General features: G+C 64.7%; 12 protein-coding genes. 7 read left to right on the forward strand and 5 right to left on the reverse strand.

Annotated features, from left to right (window positions below; genetic code table 11):
* Positions 1-12: 12 nt before the first annotated feature.
* On the reverse strand, positions 13-855 hold the full coding sequence (locus tag M2320_RS08335) for a hypothetical protein (RefSeq protein WP_264596876.1): 843 nt from the start codon (positions 853-855) through the stop codon (positions 13-15).
* 160 nt (positions 856-1,015) lie between these two features.
* Between M2320_RS08335 and M2320_RS08340 the strand changes: the two genes are divergently transcribed.
* Positions 1,016-1,570, forward strand: a complete 555-nt coding sequence (locus M2320_RS08340) for a hypothetical protein (protein WP_264596877.1) — start codon at positions 1,016-1,018, stop codon at positions 1,568-1,570.
* A gap of 62 nt (positions 1,571-1,632) precedes the next feature.
* Positions 1,633-3,138, forward strand: coding sequence for an alpha/beta hydrolase (locus M2320_RS08345; RefSeq protein ID WP_264596878.1), 1,506 nt, complete (start codon positions 1,633-1,635; stop codon positions 3,136-3,138).
* Between the two features lie 78 nt (positions 3,139-3,216).
* Here the strand turns inward: M2320_RS08345 and glpK are convergent, their stop codons facing one another.
* From glpK to xoxF5, 3 genes are read right to left on the reverse strand one after another with little or no spacing between them, the layout of a single operon-like run.
* A complete protein-coding gene (gene glpK / locus M2320_RS08350) occupies positions 3,217-4,698 on the reverse strand; it encodes a glycerol kinase GlpK (protein ID WP_264596879.1) in 1,482 nt (493 codons plus the stop codon).
* Between the two features lie 56 nt (positions 4,699-4,754).
* On the reverse strand, positions 4,755-4,970 hold the full coding sequence (locus M2320_RS08355; protein ID WP_264596880.1) for a hypothetical protein: 216 nt from the start codon (positions 4,968-4,970) through the stop codon (positions 4,755-4,757).
* A gap of 55 nt (positions 4,971-5,025) precedes the next feature.
* Positions 5,026-6,786 (reverse strand): lanthanide-dependent methanol dehydrogenase XoxF5, encoded by a 1,761-nt coding sequence (xoxF5, locus tag M2320_RS08360; RefSeq protein WP_264596931.1) that lies wholly within the window; start codon positions 6,784-6,786, stop codon positions 5,026-5,028.
* A gap of 283 nt (positions 6,787-7,069) precedes the next feature.
* Here xoxF5 and M2320_RS08365 point away from each other — a divergent pair, with 283 nt between their 5' ends.
* On the forward strand, positions 7,070-8,062 hold the full coding sequence (locus M2320_RS08365; protein WP_264596881.1) for an SDR family oxidoreductase: 993 nt from the start codon (positions 7,070-7,072) through the stop codon (positions 8,060-8,062).
* A gap of 1 nt (position 8,063) precedes the next feature.
* On the opposite strand, the gene M2320_RS08370 is transcribed toward M2320_RS08365, so the two are convergent.
* Entirely contained in the window at positions 8,064-8,321 is a 258-nt protein-coding gene (locus tag M2320_RS08370) for a helix-turn-helix domain-containing protein (RefSeq protein WP_184430165.1), read from the reverse strand.
* Between the two features lie 191 nt (positions 8,322-8,512).
* Here M2320_RS08370 and hyfB point away from each other — a divergent pair, with 191 nt between their 5' ends.
* Genes hyfB through M2320_RS08390 form a run of 4 tightly spaced genes read left to right on the forward strand, consistent with a single transcriptional unit; the run spans position 8,513 to position 13,580 of the window.
* Entirely contained in the window at positions 8,513-10,522 is a 2,010-nt protein-coding gene (gene hyfB, locus M2320_RS08375) for a hydrogenase 4 subunit B (RefSeq protein WP_264596882.1), read from the forward strand.
* Positions 10,523-10,525: 3 nt separating this feature from the next.
* Positions 10,526-11,473 (forward strand): respiratory chain complex I subunit 1 family protein, encoded by a 948-nt coding sequence (locus tag M2320_RS08380; RefSeq protein ID WP_264596883.1) that lies wholly within the window; start codon positions 10,526-10,528, stop codon positions 11,471-11,473.
* Positions 11,473-12,135: a hydrogenase-4 component E gene (locus M2320_RS08385; protein ID WP_184430168.1), complete on the forward strand. Its 663-nt coding sequence runs from the start codon at positions 11,473-11,475 to the stop codon at positions 12,133-12,135. The genes M2320_RS08380 and M2320_RS08385 overlap by 1 nt, the downstream gene beginning before the upstream one ends.
* A complete protein-coding gene (locus M2320_RS08390) occupies positions 12,132-13,580 on the forward strand; it encodes a hydrogenase 4 subunit F (RefSeq protein ID WP_264596884.1) in 1,449 nt (482 codons plus the stop codon). The genes M2320_RS08385 and M2320_RS08390 overlap by 4 nt, the downstream gene beginning before the upstream one ends.
* Positions 13,581-13,589: the final 9 nt, after the last annotated feature.

Consider the following 13,589-nt stretch of genomic DNA (forward strand, 5'->3'; position numbering starts at 1 on the left):
ACGCGAAATGCGTCAGAGCAATTCGACCTTGAGCTTGTTGTGAAAAGTCTTGCCGCGGAATTTTTCGAAGATTTCCACCGCCGCCAGGCTTTCCTTGTCGTTGTAGAACGGCGTGCCGGGACCGCGCTCGCGGATCAGGTCGCCGTTGGAGCCGCGCAGATGCGCGATGACGGCGTCGACCTTGAAATCGCGCGCCGGGCCGCGGCCAATGCTCGCCGCCTTGGTGACGACCGGGGTGAAATCCACGATCAGTCCAGCCTTTTTTGCGGCGGCGTTCAGCTCGTTGGTGGTGTAGCGCGCGACCTTGGCGCCGCGTCCGGAAGCAGCGGCGGTTTTGGCGGCGCGCGCGGGTTTCGCGGCGGCGGCCTTCACCGGCTTGCTCGCGGCCTTCACCGGCTTCGCGGCGGGCTTCGCGCGTTTTGCCGGCGCGGCGGATTTGGCGGGGGCTGCGGATTTGGCGGGCTTCGCCGCCTTGGTCGCCTTGGTCGCTCTGGCGGGCTTGGCGGGCTTGGCTTCCGCCTTCACCGGCTTGGCGGTCTTCGCTTTCGCGGTGCGGGCGGCAGGCTTGCGCGCCGCTTTCGCGGGCTTGGCGGGAGCGGCGGCGGGCTCTTCCGGCGCCGGCGCAGGAGCGGCTTCAGCAGATTTTTTCGCACGCGGCGCTTTCGCCGGCTTCTCGGCTTTCGGCTTCACGACTTTGGGCTTGGCGACTTTCGGCTTCTCGGCCTTCGCCCTCACGGTCCGTTTCTTCGGCTGCGGCTCCGGCGCCGGAGCGGGCGTTTCGACACTCGCCGGAGTTTCGGCGACGGCCGGTTCGGCGTCGGACGTGATTTCGGTAGCCTGCGTCTCGTCGGTCATGAGTTCGTCTCTTGCCTTGTGTATTTTACTTCATTCAGCGTCGCGCGAAATATTTGTCAACTTGTTTCGCTGGAATCGCACATGAATCCCCGCGGATCGCCGCGGCGCCAGTCTTGCTGGGGCACAGGGCGCGAACGCAATCGAGGAGGAGTTGCGCGTCATGAACACGACAACGCTCGCCAGTTTCCGGTTTCCGCATCGCCTCGCCGCAACGTCGAAAGAGGACTTTGCGCCGCAGGACATCGTCGATGTCCTGAAGATCGATCCCGCTTATTTCCACCAGTCTTTCCGCAGGAAATTCAAGCCGAAGCCGGCGGAGCCCGATAGCGGCGATTTCTTCGGCGGCCCCGCGCGCGCGCTCGACGTGACCTCGAAAACACGCGACGCCCGCGACCTCTTGGAAACCATGGCGGCGCTCGCCGACTTCCACAAGCTTGTTGTGCGCGAGGACGTCGATCGCTTCGAAGCCATCGAACCCGATTTTCCGCGCTGGCGCGAATTCCCCGGCGCCTTCGTGCTGTGGACCGCGCGAATCATCGACCAGGAAACCGCGCGTCTGCGCGTCGTCCGCCAGCTCGTCAGCAACGAGAGCGCCGTCGCCGCCGTCGCGCAAGCGCTGGCTTTGTCGCCGCGCGTCAGCGTCGAGGGCGGCGACATGATCGTCGCCTATGTCGCGGAGCGGACCCATCGTCCCGCGCTCGCCGGCGAAGGATGAGTCTGGCGATCCCGCGAACACGGTCCTATCTTGAGTGTCCCTGAACTAGCAGATCGGACCCGATGAAGATTCGCGCGATCGTTTTTCTCGCCGCCGTCCTCGCCATTGTCTTCGCACTGTGGTCGCTGCTCGCGCCAAAAACCGATCTGAAGATCGAGACCACGCAGGTCGATGAAATGCCGGTGACCTTGTTCCGGCCCGCGAACGCGCCGCCCGGCCCGGTCGTCGTCGTGGCGCATGGGTTCGCGGGGTCGCAGCAATTGATGCAGCCGGTCGCAGAAACCCTTGCGCACGCCGGCTATACCGCCGTCACCTTCGATTTCGCCGGCCATGGGCGCAACACGCGGCCGCTGTCCGGCGGCGTCAAAGATCACGACCTCAGTTTTCGCATTCTCAGCGACGAGATCGACCGGATGATCCGCTTCGCGCTGACCCTGCCCGGCGCGGGGCCGCGCGTCGGCCTCGTCGGTCATTCCATGGCGGCGATCCTGGTCATCGACAATGCCGTCAACAACGACAAGGTCGCGGGCGTGGTCGCCTTCTCCAATTTCGGCAGCAAGGCGACGGCGAGCGAACCGAAAAACCTTCTCATTGTCGACGGCGCCTGGGAGGCGTCGCGGCTGAAGGACGACGCGCTGCGCATCATCGGCATGGCCGCGCCGGCGCCGCAGGAACGCGTCACTTACGGCGAGATGGCCAAGGGTTCCGCGCGCCGTCTGGTCTATGCCGAGGGCGCCGAACATGTCGGCGTCATCTACAGCCGCGACGGCCTCACCGAAATGCTCGACTGGCTGAACGGCGTGTTCGGGCGCACGCAAATCGGCGCGATCGATTCTCGCGGCAAGGCGCTCGGCCTGCTGTTCCTCGGCCTATTCGCGCTGGCCGCGCCGCTGTCGCGCCTGCTGCCGGACCTGTCTCCCGTTCCGCTGGGCGCTGGCCTGCCGTTCAAGCGGCAATGGCCGGTGGCCGTCGCCCCCGCGCTTTTGACGCCGCTGATCCTGTGGAAGATTCCGACGGATTTTTTGCCGATCCTGCTCGGCGATTATCTGGTCGTCCACTTCGCGCTTTACGGCGCGCTGACCCTGGCGGGCCTGGCGCTGACGGCGCCGCCAGAAAAACTTTGGCGCGCGCCCTGGCGCGGCTGCATTGTCGCGGCTCTGCCGATCCTCGCCTATTACGCCCTCGGGTTCGGGCTGCCCATCGACGCCTTCGCCACCTCGGTCGCGCCCACCGCCGAGCGCTGGCTGCTGATCCCGCCCATGTTCTGCGGCGTGATCGTCTATATGCTCGCCGACGAATGGTTTACGCGAGGGGTCGGGGCGGCGAAGGGCGGCTATCTCTTCACGAAAATCTGTGTCGTCGTGTCGCTGGCGGCGGCCGTCGCGCTCAATCCGTCAAAACTGTTCTTCCTGGTGATGATCGTTCCGGTGATCTGCCTGGTCTTCATCCTGTTCGGATGGGTCAGCCGGCTCGCCTACAAGCGCACCGGCGACCCGCGCGTGGCGGCGCTGGCCAATGCCGCCGCGCTGGCGCTTGCTATTTGCGCGACGTTTCCGGTGGTGGATTAGCGGTCCTCAACCCACGGCCATGACGACACATAGGTGCATGACGACGCGGAAACGCTCGTATATGTGGCGGGAGTCGCCTCATTCAACCCAATCCAAAGACCGCGTCACCGCCTTGTTCCACATGCCGAAAAGCTTTTCGCGCTCACCCGCCCGCATGGCGGGGCGCCAATGCCGGTCCGCCTCCCAATTGGCGACGATGTCGTCGGTGGAGTCCCAAAATCCCGTGGCGAGGCCCGCCGCATAAGCGGCGCCGAGCGCCGTCGTCTCGATCACCCTTGGCCGCACCACCGGCGCGCCCAGCATGTCGGCCTGGAACTGCATGAGAAGGTCGTTCACGACCATGCCGCCATCGACGCGCAATTCCTTGATCGCCACGCCGGAATCGCGGGTCATGGCGTCGAGCACTTCGCGGGTCTGGTAGGCCGTGGCTTCCAGCGCGGCGCGGGCGAGATGGCCTCTATTGGCGAAGCGCGTGAGCCCTGCGACCAGGCCGCGCGCATCGGCGCGCCAATGCGGCGCATAGAGCCCGCTGAAGGCCGGCACAAGGAAAACGCCGCCATTGTCCGGAACACTTTTGGCGAGCGGCTCGATCTCCGAAGCCGCGCCGATCAGGCCGAGATTGTCGCGCAGCCATTGCACCAAAGCCCCGGTGATGGCGATCGAACCCTCCAGCGCATAGACCGGCGGCGCGTCGCCGAGCTTGTAGCCGAGCGTCGTGATCAGCCCGCATGTCGACGGAAACGGTTTTGAACCGGTGTTCATCAGCATGAAGCAGCCGGTGCCATAGGTGTTTTTCGCCTGGCCGGGATGCAGGCAAGCCTGGCCGAACAAAGCCGCGTGCTGGTCGCCCAAAATGCCGGCGAGCGGAACGCCGTCCAGAACGCCGGTCGCGCGCCCAAAAACTTCGCTGGAGGAGCGGATTTCCGGCAGGCAGGCGCGCGGAATGTCGAACAGGTCCAAAATCTCCTGATCCCAATCGAGCGTTTGCAGGTTCATCAATTGGGTGCGCGAGGCGTTGGTGACATCGGTGATGTGCCGTCCGCAAAAATTCCAGGCGATCCAGGAATCCATCGTGCCGAACAGCACATCGCCCGAAGCCGCGCCTTTTTGCGCGCCGGGAACATGGTCGAGCAGCCAGCGCAATTTCAGGCCGGAAAAATAGGTGGCGAGCGGCAGTCCGGTTTTTTCGCGCAGCCGATCCTGGCCGCCGTCTTGCGAAAATTCGCGCACGAGTTCGTCGGTGCGCGTGTCCATCCACACCAGCGCATTGTGCAAGGGTTCGCCGGTGTGGCGATTCCAGATGACCGTGGTCTCGCGCTGGTTCGTCAGCCCGACGCTGCGCAGATCGGCGGGCGCAAAACCGCGTTTCGCCAGCGCGCCCTGGATGACCGTTTGGGTGTTGCGCCAGATTTCTGCGGCGTCATGTTCGACCCAGCCCGGCCTGGGCGTGATTTGCTCGTGCTCCATCTGGTCGATGGAAACGATCTCGCCGCGGCGATCGAAAATGATGAAGCGCGACGAGGTCGTGCCCTGGTCGATCGCGCCGACATAGCCGCCCATTGGTTCCTCCCCTTTTTGGGCAGGCTATAACCTTGGACGCGCCGGCGCCAATGCCGCTAAGGGGTCTCGCGCTTATGCAGGCACTGGACCTTGGCGTATTCGCGGTCGGGCGCCGGCTTGATCGCGGCGCGGGCGAGCGATTCCTGGGCGTGGGCGGCGCAGGAGGCCACCGTGCGCGCCTCCCCGCCGCTGACCACCTGGAGCGCCGTCAGGTCCCGACAGTCGGCGGGCGATGTCGCGATGGAGCAGATCAGAACGACAACCGAGAGCATCGGGGCCTCACGCAAAAAGAAGACGCGTCTTGCCGACGCGTCCCTGACGATGGTTTCAGTCGCCGACGGCGAAGACGGTCAAGGTTCCGCCAAGCGAAGTGTAATTGCTCAGCGCCGCATAGCCGCCCACCGCGCCCAGCCCGGCATGCGGATCGGTGAGGCCGGCTGCGAGGCCAATGCCCGCCCAGCCGCCAATGCCGGAGAGCACCGCCACGTACTGCTTGCCCTTGTGCTCATAGGTCATCACATTGCCGATGATGCCCGACGGGGTTTTGTACTTGTAAAGCTCCTTGCCCGTTTTGGCGTCGACCGCCTTCAGATAGCCTTCGAGCGTGCCGTAGAACACCAGGTCCCCGGCGGTGGCCAGCGCCCCGGACCAGACCGAGAATTTCTCCGGCAGCGACCAGACGATCTTGCCCTTGGTGGCGTCCCAGGCGATGAAATTGCCCATATTGGCGCTGCCCTCCGGCGGATACATCGACAGGGTCGCGCCCACATAGGGCTGCCCCGGCGTATAGGCGACGCGGAACGGTTCGTAATCCATGCAGACATGGTTGGTCGGCACGTAGAACAGTTTTGTGTCAGGCGACCACGCAGCCGGCTGCTGGTCCTTGGAGCCGAGCGCGGCCGGGCACACGCCCTTGGTGTTGGCGTCCTCGCCATTGGCCTCGGTGGAGTATTTCTTCACCTGCTCGGGGCGTCCGTAGTTCGGACTGCTCTTGTCCATGTCGACCTTGGTGGCCCAGTTCACCGCCGGATCGAATTTTTCGGCGACCAGAAGCTCGCCATTGGTGCGATCGATCGTGTAGCCGAAGCCGTTGCGGTCGAAATGGACGAGCGTCTTGACGGACTTCCCGCTCATGTCCTGATCGGCGAGAATATTCTCGTTGATGCCGTCATAATCCCACTCGTCGTGCGGGGTCATCTGATAGACCCATTTGGCCTCGCCCGTGTCCGCATCGCGGGCGAAAATCGAGGTCGACCATTTGTTGTCGCCCGGCCGCTGCTTCGGGTTCCAGGTCGAGGGATTGCTGGTGCCGTAATAGATCAGGTTGAGCTGCGGGTCGTAGGAGAACCAGCCCCAGACCGCGCCGCCGCCGATCTTCCATTGATCGCCTTCCCAGGTTTTCAGGCTGGAATCCTTGCCCACCGGCTTGCCGAGCGAAGTGGTCTTTTCCGGATCGATCAGCATCTCCTTGTCCGGGCCGGTCGAATAGGCGCGCCAGACCTGCTTGCCGGAATTGGTGTCGTAAGCGGTGATGGCGCCGCGCACGCCGAACTCGCCGCCGGAATTGCCGACGAACACCTTGTCCTTGATCACCAGCGGCGCGGCGGTGCCGGTTTCGCCCTTCTTCGGATCGCCATTGACGGCGGACCACACCTGCTTGCCGGTCTTGGCGTCGAGCGCGACCAGCGTCGTGTCAGCCTGGTAGAGGAAGATCTTGCCGTCGCCGAAGGCCAGGCCGCGATTGACGGTGTCGCAGCACATCACCGGAATGACATTGGGGTCCTGCTTGGGTTCGTATTTCCATAGGATCTTGCCGTCGTCGTTGAGGTCGAGGGCGTAGACATTGTTCGGGAAGGGCGTGTGCACATACATCACGTCGCCGATCACCAGCGGCGCGCCCTCATGGCCGCGCAGCACGCCGGTCGAAAAACTCCACACCGGCTCGAGCTTGTTGGCGTTGCGCGCATTGATCTGTTTGAGCGTGGAGTAACGGGTGTTCGCATAATCCTTGGCCGGCATTACCCATTGCGCGGCGTCTTTGCTCATCTGGTCCAGGGATTCCGAGGCGGCGCGCGCGCCGCCCTGCATGGCGACGAGCGCGATGACGGAAGTTGAAACGGCCAACAGCTTTTTCACTTGCACCTCCCCGAGGGTCACGCCGAAGTTTTTTGGCGGGAGAGCAGTTTGGCTGCGGCGCCCGTTGGATTCGAAATGGCTCCGGCGATGGCTAAGGCCGCGTTTTGGCGGACCCAGCCTGTCATGCGCTAGATAACTTGAACGACGAACAGAGGTTCGACGGGAACCCAGATATTCGCGGGCGCGAGCGCCGCTTTGCGCCGGAACGCCCGGCGTCGCCCCGCGTTCGATGCGCATGAGCCGCGTCATCATCATCACCGGCGCCTCCGCCGGGGTCGGCCGCGCCAGCGCCGAACGTTTCGCCGTCAACGGCGACCGGATCGGCCTGATCGCGCGCGACGCCGCCGCGCTGGAGGACACAAGCCATGGGCTGCTGCAGCTCGGCGCCGAGGCCGTCGCCTTCGAGCCCGCCGATGTCGCCGACCCCGACGCCGTCTTTCGCGCCGCCGAACGGCTGGAGCGCGCGCTCGGACCCGTCGATGTCTGGGTCAACGACGCCATGGAAACCGTGTTCGCCCGCATCGCCGACATCAGCCCGGGCGAGGTGCGCCGCGTCACCGAAGTGTGCTATCTCGGCTGCGTTCACGGGACCATGGCGGCGCTGAAATCGATGCGGGCGCGCGGCAAAGGTCAAATTGTGCAGATCGGCTCGGCGCTCGCCTATCGCGGCATTCCCCTGCAATCCGCCTATTGCGCCGCCAAGCACGCCATTCGCGGTTTTACGGCCTCGCTGCGCACGGAGCTGATCGCGGAAGGTTCTAGGATCGGCGTCGCCATCGTCGAACTGCCTGCGGTCAACACGCCGCAATTCGACTGGGCGCGCATAAAAATTCCGTTCGCGCCGCGTCCGGTGGGGCGGCCGATCAAACCCGAGGTCGCGGCGGAAGCGGTTTTTCGCGCCGCCAAGGGCCATGACCGCGAGCTCTGGCTGGGCGTTCCGACATTCCTGACAATTCTGGGAAACAGCCTGGCGCCCTGGCTGCTCGACCATTTTTTGGCGCGCACCGCTCTCACCGGGCAAATGTCATCCGAGCGCGCGGCGCCGGATCGCGCCGACAATCTGGAGACGCCGATCACCGACCTGCACCGCACCTCCGGGCGATTCGTTGGCGAAGCGGAGGACTGGGCGCCGGTTGTCTCAGGCGATGTGGCGCGGGCGGGCGCGGCCGCCGCCTTCGCGCTGATCTGCTTCGCCGGCGGGGCGCTTTATGCGAGGCGGCGCGGCTGAATTATTTCGCCGGAGCGGCCTTGAGCCGGACGCCGCGGCCGCCGCCGCGGCTCTCGACGTTCTCGCCGATGATCTCCACCCCAGCCCGGTCGAGGGCCTCGATCACCTTGGTCAGCGTCTGCACCACGCCTCGCACATTGCCTTCGCTGGTCTCCATGCGCTGGATGGTCGGCAGCGACACGCCCGACATCTCGGCCAATTGCCGCTGGTCGATGCCGAGCAGGGCGCGGGCGGCGCGCATCTGGCAGGCGGTGATCACGTGGCCTCCGGTGAAGCGATGGTGAATAAAAACGCAATTCGCACCTTACCATGTTGACCATGAAAATATAGGGCGTAGGCTGGAGTTCTCACGTTCGCTCTGTGAATTCTGATGGGTGAAACATGACTCTGGAGGGATGGCGCCGGACGCCGCGCCCGTCGGCCGGTTGCGCCAGGGGGACGGGCTGACCCATGCCTGTTTCCGCCTGGCTCCTCGGCGACGCCGCCCTGCTCGTCCTGGGATTTTTGGGCGTGGCCCTGAGCCGCGCGCGCGGCGGCTCGACGCTTGTGTACAGCGCCGCCTTCGTCATCACCGCTTTGCTGGGCGCCGCCGCGCTGGCGCGCCTGCTGGGCGGCGGTCAGGCGGCAACCGTCACCCTGCCCTTCGGCCTGCCCTGGCTCGGCGCGCATTTCCGCATCGACACGATCTCGACCTTCTTCCTCGCGGTCATCAATTTCGGCGCGGCGGCCGCGAGCTTTTTCGCCATCGGCTATGGACGCCACGAATCCGAGCCCGGCCGCGTCCTGCCGTTCTTCCCGGTGTTTCTGGCGGCGATGAATCTGGTCCTGGTCGCCGACGACGCCTTCACCTTTCTCCTGTCCTGGGAGCTGATGTCGCTGGCCTCCTGGGCGCTGGTCATGGCTCATTCCCGCGATCCCGCCAACGCCCGCGCCGGTTTCGTCTATATTCTGATGGCGAGTCTCGGCACATTCGCGCTGCTGCTTGCCTTCGGCCTGCTCGCCGGCGCCGATGGCCATTACGCTTTTGACGCCATCCGCGCGCACCCGCCCACGCCTGTGCTCGCCGGCCTGATCCTGGCGCTCGCCCTGTTCGGCGCCGGTTCAAAAGCCGGCCTCGCGCCGCTGCATGTCTGGCTGCCGCTCGCCCATCCCGCCGCGCCCAGCCATGTCTCCGCGCTGATGAGCGGCGTAATGACCAAGGTCGCCGTCTACGGATTCTTGCGACTCGTGTTCGACCTCGCCGGTCCCGCCGACTGGTGGTGGGGCATTCCCGTGCTCACCGCCGGCGCCGGGACCGCCGTGCTCGGGGTTTTGTTCGCGCTGCTGCAGAATGATTTCAAGCGCGTGCTGGCCTATTCGACCATTGAAAACATCGGCGTGATTTTTGTCGCGCTCGGCCTGGCGCTGGCCTTCAAGACCAATAATTTCGGCGCCGCCGCCGCTTTGGCGATGACGGCGGCTTTGTTCCATGTGCTCAACCACGCCATCTTCAAGAACCTGCTGTTCTTCGGCGCCGGCGCCGTGCTCACCGCGACCGGCGAGCGCAATCTGGGAAAACTCGGCGGGCTCTTGAATCGCATGCCGGCGACCGGCCTGTTCGTGCTGGTCGGTTGCGCCGCCATTTCGGCTTTGCCGCCGCTCAACGGTTTTGCCTCGGAATGGCTGGCGTTCCAGGCGATTTTGCTGAGCCCGTCGCTGCCGTCCTGGGCGCTCAAACTTTTGATACCGGCGGCGGGCGCGCTGCTGGCGCTCGCGGCGGCATTGGCGGGCGCCTGCTTTGTCCGCGCCTATGGAATCGGTTTTTTGGGGAGGCCGCGCAGCGATGCGGCGAAAAACGCCGTCGAGGTCGACCGTTTTTCATTGGTCGCCATGGGGTTCCTCAGTCTGTTGTGCCTGCTCGCCGGCATTTTTCCCGGAATCGTCATCGACGCGCTCGCCCCCATCGTGCGCGGCCTCGTCGGCGTCAGCATGGCGCCGCAATCCGCCGTCGGCTGGTTCGCCATCGCGCCTATCGCCGAAAGCCGCAGCTCCTACGACGGCCTGCTGGTCTTTCTGTTCATCGCTTTGTCCGCGATGCTCGCCGCCTTCATCATTCACCGCACCGCCTCGAACGCGGTGCGCGTCGCCTCCCCCTGGGACTGCGGCTTTCCCGATGCGGCGACCAACACGCAATATTCGCCGGAAAGCTTTGCCCAGCCAATCCGGCGCGTGTTCTCCGGCTTTGTCTTCACCACGCAGGAAAGCGTCGACATGCCGGCGCCCGGCGATCTGCGCCCGGCGCGCTACGACTTGCGCCTGCGTGATCGCGCCTGGGAGATCGTCTACAAGCCGGTCGTCGGCGGCGTGCAAAAGCTCGCCGATGTGCTGAACCGGCTGCAATTCCTGACCATCCAGCAATATCTCAGCCTCGTCTTCGCGGCTTTGGTCGTGTTGCTGCTGGCGCTGGCGATCTGGACCTGAGCCATGCTGGAACAGCTCTCCATCCAGATGGTGCAGATGCTGCTGGTGCTGTTTTCAGCGCCGCTGCTCACCGGATTCATCCGCAAAGTGAAGGCGCGGCTGTTGCGCAAGCGCGGCCCGCCCCTGCTCCAGCCCTATCGCGACCTGATCAAACTGGCGCGCAAGGAAGTGGTGGTGGCGGACAGCGCCTCCTGGCTGTTCCGCGCCGCGCCCTATCTGATTTTTGCGGCGACCTGGGTGGCGGCGGCGCTGGTTCCGACTTTCGCCACCGGACTTTTGTTCAGCTGGTCGGCCGACCTGATCGCCATCATCGCCTTGCTCGGCAGCGCCCGGTTTTTTCTCGCGTTGGCCGGCATGGATGTCGGCACGAGTTTTGGCGGGCTCGGCTCCAGCCGCGAAATGATGTTCGCGACTCTGGCCGAGCCTGCGCTGATCATGATCGTGTTCTCCGTCGCCCTGATCGCCGGCACGACGCAACTGTCCTACGTCGCCAGCTTCGTCATGTATGCCGCGGGCCTGCGCGTGTCCCTGGTGCTGGGTCTGGTCGGACTCGTCATCGTCGCCATCACCGAGAATGCGCGCATTCCCGTCGACAATCCGGCCACCCATCTCGAACTCACCATGGTGCATGAGGCGATGGTGCTGGAATATTCCGGCCGCCACCTCGCCATGATCGAGCTGTCGTCGCAGCTCAAACTGATCGTCTATGTCTCGCTGATCGCCTGCATCTTCTTCCCCTGGGGGCTCGCTCCCGTCGGCGCCGGTTTCAACGCCCATGTGCTCGGCTTCGCCGCCTATGCCGGCAAGCTTGCCGCCGCCGGGGGGATGCTGGCGCTGTTCGAAACCACGGTGGCGAAAATGCGGGTGTTCCGCGTGCCCGATTTCATTGGCGTGGCGCTGATGCTCGGCCTGCTCGCCACGCTGCTGCGCTTCATGTCGGAGAGCCTGTGATGGATCGTCTCGCCTTCGACATCGCGCATTTTTTGGCGGGCGGCCTCGTGCTGATCAGTTTTGTGCTGCTCTACCAGGACCGGCTGTTCGCCTTGCTCAACGCCTATGCCCTGCAAGCGCTGACGCTCGCCTTCGCCGTGGCGTGGCAGGCCCATATCCAGGAGGCGCCGCATCTCTACATCACCGCCGGCATCACGCTCGTCTTCAAGGCGCTGATCATTCCCGTTGCGCTGCACCGCATGGTGGCGCGGCTCGGGGTGCATCGCGAGGTCGAGACCGTGGTGAGTCTCGTGCCAACCATGCTCGGCGGCATCGGCCTCGTCGCTTTGTCGATGGTGGTGATGCTGCGCGTCACCCATGGCGCCGACCCGCTGACCCGCGAGGACCTCGCCTTTGCGCTTTCGGTGGTGCTGCTGGGCATGTTGATGATGGTGACGCGCACCAATGCGGTGAGTCAGGTGGTCGGCTTCATGTCGCTGGAGAACGGCCTGATCCTCGCCGCCGCAGCGGCAAAAGGCATGCCGCTGGTGGTCGAGATCAGCGTCGCCTTTTCCGTGCTGATCGCACTGATCGTCATCGGCATCTTCCTGTTCCGCATCCGCGAACGGTTTGATTCCGTCGATCTCCAGGCGCTCGACGATTTCAGGGGCGAGCACCGATGAACGCGCTCGCCGCCTATAACATCCAGATCATCCTGTTCCTGCCGCTGCTGACGGCGGCTGTGCTGGCGTCGCTGAAATCCTACAAAATTTCGGCCGCCATCAATGTCGGCTCCGCTCTTGTGACCTTCGTCGCGGCCTGTTCGCTGCTGGCGGCTCGCCCGCATTCCGGACGCTATGTGCTGGTCGACGACCTCAACATCGTCTTCGTCGTGCTGAACACGTTTGTGGCCTTCACCACCAGCGCCTTCAGCGCCAGCTACATTTCCCATGAACTCGAGACGCAGCGGCTGACCGGCGCGCATCTGCGTTTCTACCACGCCATGTACCAATTGCTGCTCGGGGCGATGAATCTCGCGCTGGTCGCCAACAATATCGGCATCATGTGGGTGGCGATCGAAGTGGCGACGCTGACCACCGTGCTCATGGTCGGCATCTATCGCACCCCGGCGGCGCTGGAGGCGGCCTGGAAATATTTTATCCTTGGCAGCGTCGGCATCGCGCTCGCCCTGTTCGGCACCATCCTGATCTATATGGCGGCGCGGCCCGTGGTCGGCGAGGGTTTGAACGGCATGGTCTGGACCGAATTGATCCAGCATGTCGCCGCCTTCGATCCGGCTTTGCTCAATTTGGCTTTCGTCTTCCTGCTGCTCGGCTACGGGACGAAGGTCGGGCTCGCGCCGCTGCACGCCTGGCTGCCCGACGCCCATGCCGAGGGTCCGACGCCCATTTCCGCGGTGCTGTCGGGCCTGCTGCTCAATGTCGCGCTCTATGCGGTGCTGCGCTTCAAGCTGCTGATGGCGGCCAATGCCGGCGCCATCGCGCCGGGGCCACTGATGGTGGCGCTCGGGCTTTTGTCCCTGGTCTTTGCCGGCTTCATGCTTTACCGGCGCGGCGACATCAAACGGCTGTTCGCCTATTCCTCGATCGAGCATATGGGCATCATCGTGTTCGCCTTCGGCATGGGCGGCGCCATCGCCAATTTCGCCGGGCTGCTGCACATGACCATGCACAGCCTGACCAAATCGGCGATTTTCTTCGCCGTCGGCCACGTCACCCAGGTCAAGGGCACGCAACAGATCGCCGACATCAGGGGGCTGACCACCACCCATCCGTTCCTGGGATGGGCTTTGGTGGTCGGCGTGATCGCCATCGCCGGACTGCCGCCCGCTGGCGTGTTCATGAGCGAGTTCTTGATTGTCAGCTCGACCATTTCGCGCGCGCCTGTGCTGGCGGTTTTGCTGGTGATCGGTCTGCTGGTCGCGTTCGGCGCGCTGCTGCTGCGGCTGCACGGATTGGCCTTCGGCGAGCCCAAGGGCGAGACCGGGCCGGTCCATGCCTCCTATCTGCCGTTGGCGGCGCATCTGTCGCTTGTCCTGATCGCCGGCGTCTATCTGCCGCCGCCGCTGGTCGCGTGGTTCCAGCATATCGCCGCTTCGCTGCACTGACGGAGGTTT

It is taken from the genome of Rhodoblastus acidophilus (assembly GCF_025961575.1).
GTDB lineage: Bacteria > Pseudomonadota > Alphaproteobacteria > Rhizobiales > Beijerinckiaceae > Rhodoblastus > Rhodoblastus acidophilus_C.

Bases quoted from the DNA above. Each gene is read 5' to 3' on its own strand.
- M2320_RS08345 (WP_264596878.1), top strand. From the start codon at position 1,633: ATGAAGATTCGCGCGATCGTTTTTCTCGCCGCCGTCCTCGCCATTGTC.
- M2320_RS08390 (WP_264596884.1), top strand. From the start codon at position 12,132: ATGAACGCGCTCGCCGCCTATAACATCCAGATCATCCTGTTCCTGCCG.
- M2320_RS08355 (WP_264596880.1), bottom strand. From the start codon at position 4,970: ATGCTCTCGGTTGTCGTTCTGATCTGCTCCATCGCGACATCGCCCGCC.
- hyfB (WP_264596882.1), top strand. From the start codon at position 8,513: ATGCCTGTTTCCGCCTGGCTCCTCGGCGACGCCGCCCTGCTCGTCCTG.
- glpK (WP_264596879.1), bottom strand. From the start codon at position 4,698: ATGGGCGGCTATGTCGGCGCGATCGACCAGGGCACGACCTCGTCGCGC.
- M2320_RS08380 (WP_264596883.1), top strand. From the start codon at position 10,526: ATGCTGGAACAGCTCTCCATCCAGATGGTGCAGATGCTGCTGGTGCTG.
- xoxF5 (WP_264596931.1), bottom strand. From the start codon at position 6,786: ATGCAGGGCGGCGCGCGCGCCGCCTCGGAATCCCTGGACCAGATGAGC.
- M2320_RS08340 (WP_264596877.1), top strand. From the start codon at position 1,016: ATGAACACGACAACGCTCGCCAGTTTCCGGTTTCCGCATCGCCTCGCC.
- M2320_RS08365 (WP_264596881.1), top strand. From the start codon at position 7,070: ATGAGCCGCGTCATCATCATCACCGGCGCCTCCGCCGGGGTCGGCCGC.
- M2320_RS08335 (WP_264596876.1), bottom strand. From the start codon at position 855: ATGACCGACGAGACGCAGGCTACCGAAATCACGTCCGACGCCGAACCG.
- M2320_RS08385 (WP_184430168.1), top strand. From the start codon at position 11,473: ATGGATCGTCTCGCCTTCGACATCGCGCATTTTTTGGCGGGCGGCCTC.